Here is a 15,151-nt window from a genome sequence, read left to right on the forward strand (position 1 = left end):
GTGCGCCTCGAGCTTTTCCCCTGATGCCTCCGACATTTGATGACCTGAATCCTTTGCCTGCTGTCTTGGCCGGGCCGCTGCTGCGACGTCTGGAACCGACGCGTATCGTGCTTTGGCTGGCAGGCAGTCGCGAGCTGTCGCTGACCTTGCGCCTGCAAGGCATAGGAGACATGTCACTGGATGCCGGGAAATGCACGGTTATTCCTGTAGGAACTCATGCATTCATTCACCTGATAGACCTCACGCTCGACAGCCCCCTGCCCTGCGACACGCGGGTCGATTACGACTTGCTGATCGATGGCCGACATCCCGTCGCCGACTGGGCGCCGCATCTGCTGTATGGCAAAGCCACGTGCCCGAACCTTGTCGTGCGCTCACGGATCGATCAATTGCTCCACGGCTCCTGCCGCAAACCGCACCACCCTGCGGCTGACGGTTTGCTCTGTGTCGATCAACTGCTCGCAGCTGAAAGCGAGCCAAAAGAACGCCCGGCGCTGCTGATGATGAGCGGCGATCAGATTTACGCCGATGACGTCGCCGGTCCGATGCTGCGGGCGATTCATGCCTTGATCGAGCGGCTCGGCCTGTTCGGTGAGCAACTCGAAGGTGCCGTGGTCAGCGACAGCGCCCGACTCTACGAACACCCGGCCAGTTATTACCACCGTGCAGATTTGTTACCGGCGCTCGAGAGCAACGAGACTTTGCGTGAGCGATTTTTCGGTGGCGCACGCAAGCCGATTTTCACCAGCAGCAGCGCGGACAACCATCTGGTGACGTTCGCCGAAGTCATGGCCATGTACTTGTTGGTGTGGTCACCGACGCCATGGACATTGATCGGCCCACAAATGCCGGCGCTGAGACCCGAGCGTCGCAAGCGCTATGTCCTGGAACAGACCCGGATCGATACCTTCAAGGCAGGTCTGGGCAATGTCGCCCGGGCGTTGGCGCACTTGCCGAGCCTGATGATCTTCGACGATCACGACATCACCGATGACTGGAATCTTTCCGCGCAATGGGAGGAAACCGCCTATGGCCATCCGTTCTCCAGACGCATCATCGGCAATGCGCTGATCGCCTATATGTTGTGCCAGGGCTGGGGCAACAACCCGGATGCATTCAACGAACTGCTGGAGAAAACCCGGCGCCTGAGCGCCAGCGGTTATGATCGTTATCTCGACGCGCCGGTGCAGGACGATCTGATTGATGAACTGCTGCGCTTTCAGCACTGGCATTTCGTGCTGCCGACCAGTCCGGCCCTGGTGGTGCTCGACACCCGCACCCGGCGCTGGCGCAGCGAGATGGCGCTCAAGCAACCTTCCGGCCTGCTCGACTGGGAAGCTCTGACCGAATTGCAGCAAGAGCTGCTTGATCACCCTTCAGCGATCATCGTCTCTCCGGCACCGATTTTCGGCGTGAAGCTGATCGAAACCGTGCAGAAAGTCTTCAGCTGGTGCGGTTATCCCCTGTTGGTGGACGCGGAAAACTGGATGGCCCATCGCGGCGCCGCTCAGGTGATCCTGAACATTTTCCGACACACCCGTACACCCGGCAGTTACGTGGTGCTGTCGGGGGACGTGCATTATTCCTTCGTTTACGAAGTGCTTATCCGACACCGCAAGGCCGGTCCACGTATCTGGCAGATCACCAGCAGCGGCATCAAGAACGAGTTCCCACCGACCCTGCTCGAATGGTTTGACCGCCTCAACCGCTGGCTTTACTCACCCCGCTCGCCGCTGAACTGGCTGACCAAACGCCGACGCATGCGCATCGTGCCGTACGTTCCCGAACATGCCGAAGCGGGTGAACGGCTGTGGAATTCGGCAGGGATCGGCCAGGTGTTTTTCAATGAGCAAGGACAGCCCCGGGACATCATTCAGCACAACGCGAACGGCGCACCGAAGACCCGGATGCTGGCGCCGGATTTGTCGGACTACCCTGATTAAACAAAAAATGCCTGCCGAAAAACCGGCAGCCATTTCAGACGCGACCTGGACGATCAGCTTTCGCCAAGCGCTCGCGCCACCCCTCTAACAATCATCCCTACCTCCCGCTCATCAATCGTCAGCGGCGGCAGCAGCCGGATCGTCTTGCCGCGAGTGACGTTGATCAGCAGCCCGTGATCCCGTGCGGCAATCAGGGTCAGGTCGCGGACCGGATGCTTCAGTTCGATGCCGATCATCAATCCCTGACCACGAAGCGCCAGCACATTCGGGTTGTCCGAGAGTTCCGCCCGCAGGCGGCTGAGCAAACGCTCGCCTTGTACCCGGGCATTCTCCAGCAAACCCTGTTCTTCGATGATGTCGAGCACGGTGCAACCCACCCGGCAGGCCAGCGGATTGCCGCCAAAAGTGCTGCCATGGCTGCCTGGCGTAAACAGTTCCGCCGCTCTGCCCCGCGCCAGGCAGGCACCGATCGGTACGCCGTTACCCAAGCCCTTGGCGAGGGTCATGACGTCTGGGACGATGCCTTCATGCTGAAACGCAAACCACCGGCCGGTGCGACCGATGCCGGTCTGGATCTCGTCGAGCATCAGCAGCCAGGCGTGGCGATTGCAGAGCTCGCGCAGCGCTTTCAGGTAACCCGATGGCGCCATTTGCACGCCGCTTTCACCCTGGATCGGCTCCACCAGAATCGCCACGATCCGCTCGCCATGCCTCTGCTGCAACTGCTCCAGCGCTTCAAGATCGCCAAAGGGCACCTTGACGAAATCCCCCGGCAATTCGTTGAATCCCAGACGCACCGCCGGGCCATCGCTGGCCGATAACGTGCCGAGAGTGCGGCCATGAAACGCATTGGCCATGACCACCACCAACGGCTGCTCGATCCCCTTGCGCCACCCGTGCAGGCGCGCCAGTTTCAGCGCGGTTTCGTTGGCCTCGGCGCCGGAGTTGTTGAAGAACGCCCGCTCCATCCCCGACAACTGCGCAAGTTTGAGCGCCAGTTGCTGCTGCCAGTCGATGCTGTAGAGGTTGGAGGTGTGCAACAGCAATCCCGCCTGCTCGCTGATCGCCGAAACAATCCGCGGATGCGAGTGACCGACATTGGTCACCGCCACACCCGCGACGGCATCGAGGTACTCGCGACCGGCCTGATCCCACAAACGGGTGCCCAGGCCTTTGGTGAAACTCAGGGCCAGCGGTTGGTACGTGTTCATCAGGGCGGCGGTCATGACTTCAAACTCCAGTGAAGGTCGGTGTGTTTGCAGTATGGTTAGCCACCAGAGCTGGATAAACTCGACAAAACTTCAATCATTTATAAGCAGGACTTGATAATGGATCTGTTCCAGTCAATGAGCGTCTACGTCAAGGTCGTGGAAACCGGCAGCATGACCGCGGCCGCCCTGCAGTGCGAAATGTCCACAACCATGGTCGGTAATCACCTGCGGGCACTGGAACAGCGACTCGGTGTGCAGTTGCTGCAACGCACTACCCGCCGCCAGCGGCTGACTGAGTTCGGCACGGTCTATTACCGGCGCTGTCTGGAGGTGCTGGGCTTGGTGCAAGACTCCGAACGACTGGCCGAGCAGACCCTGGATGAACCTCGCGGCTTGCTGCGTATCACCGCCCCGCTGACCTTTGGCGTCGAACGCCTGGCCCCGGCGCTCAGCGAGTTTTCCCTGCAATATCCACAGGTGCGTATGGATGTCGTGCTGACCAACAGCCGCCCGGATCTGTTGGAAAGTGGTCTCGACGTCGCGTTTCGACTCGGCCATTTCGAGCCATCGAACCTGATCGCCCGCCCCCTGATCGACTACACCCTGACCGTATGCGCTTCCCCGGATTATGTGGCCCGGCGCGGCATGCCCCTGACGCCTGAAGACCTGCGACAGCATGATTGCCTTTCGTTTGCCTACCCGGCCGGCGATGACTGGCAATCAGTGGAAAAGCGCTGGCGCCTGAGCGGCCCGGACGGAGAAATCATGGTCGATGTCAGCGGGCCGATGCTGATGAATACCTCAGCCGGTTTGCATCAGGCGGCCCGCACCGGCATGGGCATCGTGATGCTGCCGGACGCACTGGTGGAGCAGGATTTGCGCGACGGCAGACTGGTCACGGTAATGCCCGATTACCAGCCTCCGAGTCGTCCTTTGCACTTGCTGTATGCGCAGGATCGTTATCGGCTGCCGAAGCTTCGGCGCTTCGTCGAGTTTGCGATGCGGACATGGGGGAAAGTCTGACAAAGTTTCGCATCAATCCATTCGCCTGCAAGGTCACTGGCTACTGTCCATGCCTGAAACTACCAGCTCGATGGCCACGAAGAGACCGAGTTTTCGTGTTCCTTGTTCAAACACTCAACAGATTTGAAAGCTCTTTCCTCTATATCCGTAGGAACTGTCTGAATCCGATTTTTCAGCATTCGCGAGCCCATTGCGCCTGAATACAATCCGCCAGTTTCTGAAAGCGCGGATGCATCCAGGGCCTCTCATGACCTTCAGCTCACCCAAGTTCCTCCTGATTTATCTGCCCATCGTTTTTTTTGTGTATTTCTTCCTGAATCGTCAGCGACTGATAACGGCTGGAAAAGTCTGGCTTGTCATTGCCAGTCTGATCTTTTACGGACATTGGAGCGTCGCTTACATTCCATTACTCCTGTTCTCCATCACCTTCAATTTCGTGGTGGGAAAAGCCCTTGCAGCCCCCATGACAAACCATAGTCCAGGCATGTCAAAAAAGACGATTCTGGGGATTGGGGTTGTCACCGACCTGGCCCTGCTCGGGTACTTCAAATACACAAACTTCCTTGTCGACAACCTCAACTCGGCACTCGGCACCGAGCTGTTTTTCTACCAGGTCATTTTGCCTCTGGGCATCAGCTTCTACACCTTCACGCAAATCGCTTTTTTGGTGGACTGCTACAAGAACCTCGCGAAAGAGTACAACTTCGTGAACTACGCGCTGTTCGTGACGTTCTTTCCTCATCTGATCGCCGGGCCGATTCTTCACCATAAAGAAATGATGAGTCAGTTTCAGTCGCGCTGGACCCTCGTCATTCGCCACAGAAACGTGGTCATGGGCCTGTTCATTTTCAGCATTGGCCTGTTCAAGAAAGTGATGATTGCCGACACGTTTGCTCTCTGGGCGGATGCCGGATTCGCTCAGGGTGTCAGTCATGATTTTTTCAGTGCGTGGACGACCAGCCTTTCATACACCTTCCAGCTCTATTTCGACTTCAGCGGCTATTGCGATATGGCGATAGGCGCCGCGTTGTTGTTCAACATCTGGCTGCCTGTCAACTTCAACTCACCTTACAAGGCGCACGACATTCAGGACTTCTGGCGGCGTTGGCACATGACGTTGAGCCGTTATCTTCGCGACTACCTATACGTTCCACTGGGCGGTAACAGGTGCGGCCGGCAGCGCTTGTATTTCAATTTGATGGTGACATTCGTTCTCGGCGGACTTTGGCACGGCGCGAGCTGGATGTTCATCATTTGGGGAGCATTACACGGTGGCGCCATTGTCGTGCACCGGATCTGGAAACAAGGAGGCCTTTCGTTTCCGGATCCTGTCGCATGGTTTGTCACATTCATGTTTGTGAACATCTCTTGGGTGTTCTTCAGAGCCGACTCCATCGACGATGCCCAGCGCATATTGCGAGGGATGGTCGATTTCGATTCGATCCATCGACTCTCCGCCCATACCGTCCCGACCGCCAATCTTGCATGGGGAGGAACGCTTTCCGACCGATTGCTCGAGATCTTGCCCACAGGGCTGGTCATCCACCTTGCACCTTCATTGATGATTGCCATCGCGCTGCTGATCATCCTCCAAAAGAACGCCTACCAACTTACCGTTCATTCTGTTTTTGGTAAGGCGAAGACTCTCGCCATGTCCACAATGTTTTGCCTCGCGCTGTACGCCAGTGTGCAGAGCAAAAGCCCCGTTTTCCTCTATTTCAATTTCTAGGGGCTCGCCTGTGAAAAGACATTTATACGCGGCACTCACCCTGACGGTATTGATCATGTGTACCGTTCCAATCATCAACCTCTACCAGGTGTTTACGACGCAGAGCGACGTGAAATGGTGGAAGTCCAAGGTGCTGTACAACATGGATCTGCTTCATGGATACATCAGCAAACTGCTTTACCCCATAGGGATATCGATTAATCCGGGAAAAGTCATCATCGGCAAGGAGGGCTGGCTCTTTCTGGGCGATGAATTTGCCGACAACATTTCGATCAAACGCAGGAACCTCGACTTGCAGGAGACGCATACCATCAAAAAGGTTGCGCAATCCGTGGAGTCCTGGGATCAGTGGCTGAGCAACAAGGGTGTAACTGCATTTCGAATTGTCATCGGTCCTGACAAGGACTCCGTATATCCGGAATTCCTGCCAGACTGGATTTCGCACGTGCACCCCAGGCCAACCGAGGTGCTGCTACGGAGTGTTCGAGACAATATTTATATCGATCCGACAAAGGCATTGCTCAATGCAAAGGAACGACTTTCCCATCCGCTTTACTACAAGACCGATACGCACTGGAACAATGCAGGGGCATGGATCGCCTTCGACGAGTTGCGTAAAAGTTTGTCAACAAACCATACGCAGTTGATGTGGCCGCCCGATCGAGCCCCCCTGATATTGAAAACTCGCGAGCGCACTGGCGGCGACCTGGCGCAGTTTCTGAGAATGCAGGCGTCGTTGAGCGACAATGAAATTGTGCTCAGTTACCAAGACGAATACGTACTATCGGTAGAACACCATGACTTCAACTCCGGTGAAATCTTGTTCGCTGGTCAAAACATCGATATCGCATCTCCGGCGTCTCCTCTTCTGGTCAAGTCAGCGCAAGCCTTGAATCCGAAAAAAGTGCTTTGGTTACGCGATTCGTTTGGCTCGTCAATATCTCCCTTGATGTCAGCCACCTTCGCCGAAACATTGCATGTTTATTTTCTGCCACTCAAAGCCGAGGAATTCGTCACGCTCATTGAACGATTCCAGCCTGACTACGTGTTCATCACGAGTGTCGAGCGCGATATTCGCAGTGATTTTTTCCAATCGGGTCCCCCTCTCTCGAACGCTGATACCGCAATGATCAATTAACCAGGCAGACAGATACTTTTATCTTGAGCTCGGCAACGACTATGCTCGTCGTTCCCTTTTCAGCATGGATGCTGCGAAATGCTCACAGTTTTGCAAAACACCCCGATACGGGCCTATGTGATTTTTCTGTTGGTGGTTTATTTCGGTATCAAGGCCTTTTCTCCCACCCGTGAAAGCCGTCTTTCGATGCTCATAACACCACCGGCGTTTCTGGCGTGGTCGTTCTACTCCCTGAATTTGACGACCAATCCGACCCTGTTCTTTTGCAGCTGGACGGGCGCGCTGCTGCTGGGCAGCCTCTCGGCCTGGCTGGTTTTTTCCCGTAAGGGCGTGGCACTTGACGACTCCGCGACAGCACTGATCATGCCGGGCACCGTCAAGATTCTGATCATGTTTCTGATGTTTTTTTTCGCGAACTTTTACTTCGAATATCAAAAGAACATGCATCCGGAGCTTTACGCCTCGGCAGACATGCAACTGCTCAAGTCCACTGTTTCGGGTTTCATGTGCGGCCTGATCAGCACCCGATCACTGAAGTTCTACTGGACGCTGCGAGTCCTCGCCGCCCGACAGTCGCCAGTGACCGCACCATAATCATTGCACGACCGGTGATCACGACCCGCTTTTCACCAGCACCGGTTTGTCCTGATAACGTTCGGCGAACAGTTGCTTCAACTGCGCCACTTTCGGTAGATCGTTGATCACGATGTACGGATAGGTCGGATGCTCGGTGAGGAAGTCCTGATGATAGTCCTCCGCCGGGTAGAAGCCGTTGAAGGTTTCCAGTCGGGTCACGATGGGTTTGCTGTAGGCATGCGCCGCATCGAGCTGTGCGATGTAGGCCTGAGCCACCCGTTGCTGATCGGCATTGACCGGAAACAGCGCTGAACGATATTGGGTGCCGCTGTCCGGGCCCTGACGGTTAAGCTCGGTCGGGTTGTGGGCCACCGAAAAGTAGATCTGCAACAGGCTGCCGTAGCTGACCTGTGTCGGATCGAAGGTGACCTGCACCGACTCGGCGTGCCCCGTATCACCCTCGCTGACCTGTTCATATTCCGCCGTATTCGCTGCGCCGCCGGCGTAACCGGAAACGGCTTTCTGCACGCCTTTGACATGCTGGAAAACCCCCTGCACGCCCCAGAAACAGCCGCCGGCGAACACCGCAGTTTCGCTGTGCGCCTGGGTGTTTTCATCAAGCGCCGGCGGCGGGATGACTACCCCCTCTTCCGCACCGAAGGAAAACGCCGAGCATTGCGCTACGACCCCGGCTGCTGCAGCACCCAAAAGCACGCGACGCCAGATAGTTTGAGTATTCATGCTGTGAACTCCTGATCAGCCGAAGGTAAAGGCGTAGGCCGACACGCCCGGGTCGAGAAACTCGATGCTGAAGGTTCGGTCCCTCACCCCATTGGTTTGCCGCACCAATTGATACAAGCGTTGCTCGGTGACCCGACCACTGCCGTCCGGTGCCACGTCGACACCGTGGGCATCATCCGGCGCCTGACCGTCGATGGTCACTTTGAAGCGCACCGGTTTACCGTCCGTCCCCGGTCCCAGCACCAGGTGCAAATCACGGGCATGGAAGCGATAAACGATGCGGCTGGCCGGAGCGCTGGCGGTGGCGCGCTCGGCACCGACTGCCCATTGCCCGCCCAGGCTCCAATCATTCAGAGCCAGGTTGGTCGGCGTCGTGTAAGCCGCCACCTTGTCAGGCACAAGGCTGGTTTCCGGTACGAAATGTTCCGCACGCTGGTAGCCGATGTAGGTTTCCGGCGACAGCACCTGATTCATGTCCGGCGCCAGCTGTACGCCTTGGGCATCGGCATTGATCAGACCGTCGGCAACAGTTTTCGCACCGGCCTCACGCAGCAGTTGCTGGATGACCCGTTCCGATTCGGCGTAGTCCCCTTCGCCAAAGTGGTGGTAGCGAATGCGCCCCTGGGCGTCGGCAAAATAATGCGCCGGCCAGTATTCATTGCTGAAAGCACGCCAGATCCTGTAGTCGTTATCGATGGCCACCGGGTAGTTGATGCCCAGTTCCTTCATGGCTTTGGTGACATTGCCTACATCACGCTCGAAGGCAAATTCCGGTGCATGCACGCCGATCACTACCAGGCCCTGATCCTTGTACTTCTCGGCCCAGGCCTTGACGTAAGGCAGGGTGCGCAGGCAGTTGATGCAGGAGTAGGTCCAGAAATCCACCAGCACCACCTTGCCCTTCAATGCCTGAGCATCAAGCGGCGCGGAATTGAGCCACTGCACCGCGCCATCGAGCGGCGGCAACTGGCCTTCGACCGGCAATGAGCCCGGTGCCTTCGCAGACATTTTCATCGCGCCACCAGCCGCCATCATGCTGCCGTTCGCCGCGTCATCCGCTGCGGGAATCTGCGCCATCATCGTGCCGTTGCCCTGAGGAGATTTCCCCGAAAGCCTGCCGACCAATGCCTGCTCCAGCCCTCCGGTAGAGGCCGTCGACACCCGCGCCAGAATCCCGGTATCGAGACCCAGCGCAATGGCGGCCACGCCAGCCAGCATCGCCGCACCGAGCCCGCGACGGATCCACTCGCCGGTGCCAATCGAACACTTCATCAGCGCAAAGACCTTACCGCCGAGCAACAATGCCGCCGCCAGCGACGTCGCGGCGCCCGCCGCGTAAGCGAGCAACAACAGCGTGGTGGCGATGCTTGCCCCTTGCAACGCGGCACCGGTCAGAATCAGTCCGAGGATGGGCCCGGCGCAGGGCGCCCACAGCAGCCCTGTTGCGACACCGATCAGAAACGAAGCGCCGGGACGTGGACGGTTGTCCTGCCCCGCGACCTCCGACAGACGATTGCCGGCGGACACCAGCGGCCGGGTCAGGCGCTCGGCCAGATGCGGCAGCAGCAAGGTCAGCCCGAACAGTGCAACGAACAGCAACGCGAGCCAGCGACCGTACTGATTGACTTGCACCACCCAACCGCCGCCCACCGCCGCCAGTGTCGCGACGAGGGCGAAGGTCAATGCCATTCCGGCCAACAGCGGCAAGCCACTCTTGATAAACGGCTGCCCGGTGCGAGCGAAGACAAAAGGCAGAACCGGCAGGATGCACGGGCTGACGATCGTCAGCACACCGCCGAGATAAGCGAGAACCAAGAGCCACATGGTGTCGTCCTGTAGTGAGAGAAGATTGCAGGCGGGCCACGACTCAGACCGCCACGGGTTTGAAGGTCATGGCCAGGCCGTTCATGCAGTAGCGCAGACCGGTGGGTTTGGGTCCGTCGTCGAACACATGGCCGAGGTGACCGCCGCAACGCCGGCAGTGGACTTCCTCCCGGGTCATGCCGAAGGATCGGTCCTGGCGGGTGGCCACGGCGTGTTCCAGCGGCGCCCAGAAACTGGGCCAGCCGGTACGGCTGTCGAACTTGGTGTCCGACGAAAACAGCGCCAGATCGCAGCCGGCACAGGCAAACGTGCCGGCCCGATGTTCATTGTTGAGCGGGCTGCTGTAGGCGCGCTCGGTGCCCTCATTGCGCAGTACGTCGAATTGCTCGTCAGTGAGCAATGCGTGCCATTCACTGTCGCTATGGGATACTTCAAAAGCTTCGTCTGCGTAGGCCTCAGCGACCAGCGCCGACCCCGTGGATAACTTTGGCAATACACCGGCCAGCAGTGCTGCAAGCCCCAGTCCGCCGCCCGTTGCCAGAATCTGTCGCCGTGAAAACATGGCCGTCTCCCAAAATTCCAGATGCCTGTCGTGGAACACAGCCTAGGCTTGGGTTGATCGCCAAATCCTCACGGGAAGTTAAACAATTCGTGATAACTCGCCCCGAGGAAAACCCGCACAATGCGCCCTATTGCGCCGAAGGATTGAGCTTCATGGAACAGACCAAACGCGTCCTGGTGGTCGAGGACGACCTGCACATCGCCGACCTCATTTGCCTGCATCTGCGTGACGAGCAATTCGAAGTGGTCCACAGCACCGACGGCGATGAAGGCATGCGCCTGCTGCAACAGGGACACTGGGACGCACTCATCCTCGACCTGATGCTGCCCGGGGTGGACGGCCTGGAAATCTGCCGCCGTGCCCGGGCCATGGCCCGCTACACACCGATCATCATCACCAGCGCCCGCTCCAGCGAACTGCACCGCATCCTTGGCCTGGAGCTGGGCGCCGACGACTATCTCGCCAAGCCGTTTTCGATGCTGGAACTGGTCGCCCGGGTCAAGGCGCTGCTGCGCCGGGTGGACGCCATGGCGCGCAATCTGAAGATGGACGCCGGCAGCCTGAGTCTCGATGGCCTGACCATCGACCCGATCACCCGTGAGGTCACCCTCGACGGCCAGCGCCTGGATCTCACGCCTCGGGAATTCGACCTGCTGTATTTCTTCGCCCGTCAGCCGGGCAAGGTGTTCTCGCGCATGGACCTGCTCAACGCGGTCTGGGGCTACAGCCACGAAGGTTACGAACACACGGTCAACACCCACATCAATCGCCTGCGGGCGAAGATCGAGGCCGATCCGGCCCAGCCCGTGCGCATCCTCACGGTGTGGGGCCGTGGCTACAAATTCGGCATGAGTACGGAACAACCATGAAACTGACCCTGACGCAGCGCCTGTCCCTGGTATTCGCCGTGTTGCTGCTGGCGTGCTGCGGTACGTCTGCATGGTTGCAGGTGCGCTCCAGCCAGATGCACGAGCTGGAGGTGGTGCAGGGCCTGTCCCGTGACCTGGCGCAACACATCGCCCATGACACGGTGCTGATGGACAGCAACGGTCTGATGCCCGGCGCGGTGCGCGAGCTGTTCAGCCAGTTGATGCTGGTCAACCCGAGTGTCGAGGTGTACCTGCTCGACACCGAAGGCCGGATCGTCGGCAACGCGGCGCCGGAAGGACGCCTGCGCCGGCAGTCCGTCGATCTGCAACCGATCCGGCGACTGCTCGACGAACAACCGCTGCCGATCCTCGGCGACGACCCGCGCAGCATCGATGGCCGCAAGGTCTTCAGTGCGGCGCCGTTGCAGGTCAACGGCAAGCCGGCCGGATATCTTTATGTGGTGTTGCTCAGTGAAGCCCACGATCGCTTCGCCGAACGCGGGGCCACCAGCGCAGCGCTGAATACGGCGCTGCTGTCCATCGGGCTGGCGGCGTTCCTGTGCCTGATTGCCGGTCTGACGGCATTCAACCTGATCACCCGGCCGCTGCGTCGGTTGACCGAAACCGTGAGCCGGTTCGATATCGACGGCGTCCCCCAATCACTGCCAGCCGCACCGACACCTGTGGACAAGTCCGCCGACCCGGATGAAATCGCCGTGCTCGACGCAGCGTTCCGGCAAATGCAGAACCGCCTCGGTGAACAATGGCGCTCACTCACCCGCCAGGACCAGGAACGCCGGGAACTGGTGGCGAACATTTCCCACGACTTGCGCACGCCGCTGGCTTCGCTGCACGGTTATCTGGAAACCCTGTCGCTCAAGGACGCCACACTGTCTGCCGAAGAACGGCGCCGTTATCTGGGGATCGCCCTGGACCAGAGCCGCAAGGTCGGCGGGCTCGCGCAGTCATTGCTGGAACTGGTGCGTCTCGAACATGGTTTTGTGCAGCCGGTACTGGAGAAATTTTCCTTGACCGATCTGGTCCAGGACATTTTCCAGAAATTCGAACTCGGCGCCGAAGCCCGAAACGTCGGACTCAAGGCCAGTTTCAGCGCCAACCTGCCGACCGTCTGCGCCGACCTCGGGTTGATCGAACGGGTGCTGACCAACCTGGTCGATAACGCCTTGCGTCATACGCCGCCAGGGGGCGAAATCGAACTCGACCTGAAACCCCGGGGTGCAACGGTTGAAATCACCGTCAGCGATACCGGCCCCGGCATTGCCGCCGAGTTGCGTGAAGGTTTGTTTCTGCGTCCTTTCAATATCGGTGGTGCGCGACGGGATGGCGGACTCGGACTGCGGATCGTGCACCGGATCCTGCAACTGCACGGGCGCGAGATCCGCTTGCTGGATGTCGTCGGGCGCGGGGCGACCTTTCGCTTCTCGCTGCCGGTGGATCAACAGGACGCCGAACAATGGATCATCCGTTCGATGAACCTGAATTCGCCGGGCAAATGATCCCCATCGGGCCGTTGATCCGTGACAACACCGCCCCTCTCCCCTAAATTAGTCGGCCTGAAAAAGCCCCCATGCTTTCTCGTCTTATCCCAAGTTAAAAAGTAGTGAAATTTCAATGTCCGATTTCAACACCGCTGAATCCGTAGTTACCCTGTCGTCCAAAGCGGAATACGAAAACTCCATCAATCTTTCACAACACATTCCACAAGCGAAGATCATCAGCGAGATGGTGCTCGACGCATTCCAGTCGACTCGCGAGAGCGAGCAGATCCGCGAACTGCGTGCCGCGATCCGCCAGGCTCACGACCGCTTCGATGACGACCAGGCCTACGAGCTGATGGGCCAGCTCAAGCGCCTGAAGGACGCCGAGGCAGCCGACATTGCGGCGCTTGAAGACCTGAGCAGCAAGTTTCCGATCAGCCGCATCCTCTCCAGTTTCAAGGACGACCCGGCATTTCAGGAAATCGTCTATGGTCTGGCTCTGAAGATCCTCAACCAGACCCATCAGGCCATCAGCAATCCGAGCGGCGGCAAGAGCAAGGCTGCCCGCGCCAGGAAAGACGTCGAAGTGTTCAGCATCAGCAAGGACGGCATCAGTGTGACCCTGCCAATGCGCACGCCGCGTTCGCGTCTGAGTGTGGATCGTGAGGCGCTGGAATTCCTCGGTTTCACCTTTGTCGGCGAAGGCGAAGAAGCGGAAATCGAGGGCGAAACCTTCGTCGACAATAGCGGTACCGAACACGCGATCAACCGCAAGAACATCATCACCGCCCTGCAGCAGCAGACCGCGTTCGACGGTTACAGCATCGCAGCGCAATAAAACCGGCACAGACAAAAAAGCCCCGCTCTGAATCTCAGGCGGGGCTTTTTGCTGTTCGGTTTTGCGGGATTACGTCGAAGGATGCACGGCTGCGATCATGTCGACTTCGATGGCCGCGTTTTTCGGCAACTGATAGACACCGACAGTGGTGCGCGTGTGTCGCCCGGCATCACCCAATACATGACTGAAAACGTCCGATGCGCCGTTGGCCACTTCGCTCAGGTCAACGAAATCAGGGGTCGACTTCACATAGACCGTGACCCGTAACAGCGCCCTGACCTTGTCCAGCGAACCGATCGCATCGACGATGAACGCCAGGCAGCGCATGGCGCTTATGCTCGCGGCAGCCTGGGCATCCTCGAGGGTCAGCTCCAGCCCGACCCGGCCGGGATACTGAATCTTTCCTTCCGTACGCGGCACCATACCGCTGATGTACAGCTCATCGTGATGACGCACCAACGGCGAGTAATTGCCGCCCACGGTGTTCTCGCCATTGATGTCGTAATTCAGCTCTTTTGCCAGTGCAATGAAGCGTTCGTCGCAGGTCATCCTCTCAGTCATTTCGCCCAGCCTCTTGATCGATGCGTGAAGAATTGCAGATTACGACAGTCGGGCGGCGAGCAGTGCATAGCGCCATAACTGACAGGGTTGGATCCAAATCTAGGGCTTTTGCCGAAACACTGCAACCTGTGGTGGCTTGTACAAAAAAGCCCCGCACGACATTAAGCGTGCAGGGCTTTACGCAGACTTCGAAACGACTCTAAACAGCGCTCAATCGCTCGACCATATCAGGGAATTTTTCCACCAAACGGATCAGCAAGGCAGCTTGAGCGTTGGGCTTCGATTTCTCCTGTTCCCAGTTTCTAAGGGTGCTTGGACTTGTCCTGATTCGTCTGGCAAAAACGGCCTGTGACATGTGCAGTTTTTCCCGTAACGCTACGATTTCCCGAGCACCGACTTCAGGAGCTGGTTTCTCCTCAAGCGTCGTATTACGTAGCGTGATTTTTCCTTCGCGTTGAGCCGCCATCTCATCAACGCCCTGCATCAATTCTGCAAACAGGTCGCGTTTTTTCATGGGGTACCTCGTGTTTTCTTGCTTTCATTCAAAAACTATAAGCAAGTTGCCTATAGCAGAACAATAAACACCTTTCGTGCAGACAACAAAAAACCCCGCTCATCTCTCGATGAACGGGGTTTC

Annotated in this window: 14 protein-coding genes; 8 read left to right on the top strand and 6 right to left on the bottom strand. The window is 58.2% G+C overall.

Annotation, left to right across the window (positions count from 1 at the left end; translation table 11 throughout):
* Positions 1 to 23 precede the first annotated feature (23 nt).
* On the top strand, positions 24 to 1,943 hold the full coding sequence (locus NWV16_RS23170) for an alkaline phosphatase D family protein (protein WP_260520908.1): 1,920 nt from the start codon (positions 24 to 26) through the stop codon (positions 1,941 to 1,943).
* Positions 1,944 to 1,996: 53 nt separating this feature from the next.
* Here the strand turns inward: NWV16_RS23170 and NWV16_RS23175 are convergent, their stop codons facing one another.
* Positions 1,997 to 3,169 (bottom strand): aspartate aminotransferase family protein, encoded by a 1,173-nt coding sequence (locus NWV16_RS23175; RefSeq protein WP_260520909.1) that lies wholly within the window; start codon positions 3,167 to 3,169, stop codon positions 1,997 to 1,999.
* 102 nt (positions 3,170 to 3,271) lie between these two features.
* On the opposite strand from NWV16_RS23175, the gene NWV16_RS23180 reads away from it, so the two are divergent.
* The 4 genes from NWV16_RS23180 (at position 3,272) to NWV16_RS23195 (ending at position 7,638) form a co-directional block, all read left to right on the top strand.
* Positions 3,272 to 4,177, top strand: a complete 906-nt coding sequence (locus NWV16_RS23180; protein ID WP_260520910.1) for a LysR family transcriptional regulator — start codon at positions 3,272 to 3,274, stop codon at positions 4,175 to 4,177.
* A gap of 247 nt (positions 4,178 to 4,424) precedes the next feature.
* A complete protein-coding gene (locus NWV16_RS23185; protein WP_260520911.1) occupies positions 4,425 to 5,906 on the top strand; it encodes an MBOAT family O-acyltransferase in 1,482 nt (493 codons plus the stop codon).
* Between the two features lie 55 nt (positions 5,907 to 5,961).
* Complete coding sequence (locus NWV16_RS23190) at positions 5,962 to 7,044, top strand: alginate O-acetyltransferase AlgX-related protein (protein ID WP_260520912.1); 1,083 nt, start codon at positions 5,962 to 5,964, stop codon at positions 7,042 to 7,044.
* Between the two features lie 78 nt (positions 7,045 to 7,122).
* A complete protein-coding gene (locus NWV16_RS23195; RefSeq protein ID WP_260520913.1) occupies positions 7,123 to 7,638 on the top strand; it encodes a hypothetical protein in 516 nt (171 codons plus the stop codon).
* Positions 7,639 to 7,656: 18 nt separating this feature from the next.
* On the opposite strand, the gene msrA is transcribed toward NWV16_RS23195, so the two are convergent.
* From msrA to msrB, 3 genes are read right to left on the bottom strand one after another with little or no spacing between them, the layout of a single operon-like run.
* Entirely contained in the window at positions 7,657 to 8,361 is a 705-nt protein-coding gene (msrA, locus tag NWV16_RS23200; RefSeq protein ID WP_260520914.1) for a peptide-methionine (S)-S-oxide reductase MsrA, read from the bottom strand.
* 15 nt (positions 8,362 to 8,376) lie between these two features.
* Entirely contained in the window at positions 8,377 to 10,185 is a 1,809-nt protein-coding gene (locus tag NWV16_RS23205; RefSeq protein ID WP_260520915.1) for a cytochrome c biogenesis protein DipZ, read from the bottom strand.
* Between the two features lie 43 nt (positions 10,186 to 10,228).
* The gene (msrB, locus tag NWV16_RS23210; RefSeq protein ID WP_260520916.1) at positions 10,229 to 10,747 is read right to left on the bottom strand and encodes a peptide-methionine (R)-S-oxide reductase MsrB; all 519 of its coding nucleotides are present in this window, start codon (positions 10,745 to 10,747) and stop codon (positions 10,229 to 10,231) included.
* Between the two features lie 152 nt (positions 10,748 to 10,899).
* Here msrB and NWV16_RS23215 point away from each other — a divergent pair, with 152 nt between their 5' ends.
* The 3 genes from NWV16_RS23215 (at position 10,900) to NWV16_RS23225 (ending at position 13,953) form a co-directional block, all read left to right on the top strand.
* Complete coding sequence (locus NWV16_RS23215; RefSeq protein WP_260520917.1) at positions 10,900 to 11,616, top strand: response regulator transcription factor; 717 nt, start codon at positions 10,900 to 10,902, stop codon at positions 11,614 to 11,616.
* Positions 11,613 to 13,133 carry a HAMP domain-containing sensor histidine kinase gene (locus tag NWV16_RS23220; RefSeq protein ID WP_260520918.1) on the top strand — a complete coding sequence of 507 codons (1,521 nt, stop codon included), beginning with the start codon at positions 11,613 to 11,615 and terminating at the stop codon, positions 13,131 to 13,133. Before NWV16_RS23215 ends, NWV16_RS23220 begins: the two co-directional genes overlap by 4 nt.
* Before the next feature lie 115 nt (positions 13,134 to 13,248).
* A complete protein-coding gene (locus NWV16_RS23225) occupies positions 13,249 to 13,953 on the top strand; it encodes a hypothetical protein (RefSeq protein ID WP_260520919.1) in 705 nt (234 codons plus the stop codon).
* Positions 13,954 to 14,022: 69 nt separating this feature from the next.
* Here the strand turns inward: NWV16_RS23225 and NWV16_RS23230 are convergent, their stop codons facing one another.
* Positions 14,023 to 14,514 (bottom strand): RidA family protein, encoded by a 492-nt coding sequence (locus NWV16_RS23230; RefSeq protein WP_065261336.1) that lies wholly within the window; start codon positions 14,512 to 14,514, stop codon positions 14,023 to 14,025.
* Positions 14,515 to 14,713: 199 nt separating this feature from the next.
* The gene (locus NWV16_RS23235; protein WP_260520920.1) at positions 14,714 to 15,028 is read right to left on the bottom strand and encodes a DNA-binding transcriptional regulator; all 315 of its coding nucleotides are present in this window, start codon (positions 15,026 to 15,028) and stop codon (positions 14,714 to 14,716) included.
* Positions 15,029 to 15,151 lie beyond the last annotated feature (123 nt).

It is taken from the genome of Pseudomonas sp. BW7P1 (genome assembly GCF_024981055.1).
In the GTDB taxonomy this organism is placed as follows: Bacteria; Pseudomonadota; Gammaproteobacteria; order Pseudomonadales; family Pseudomonadaceae; genus Aquipseudomonas; species Aquipseudomonas bananamidigenes.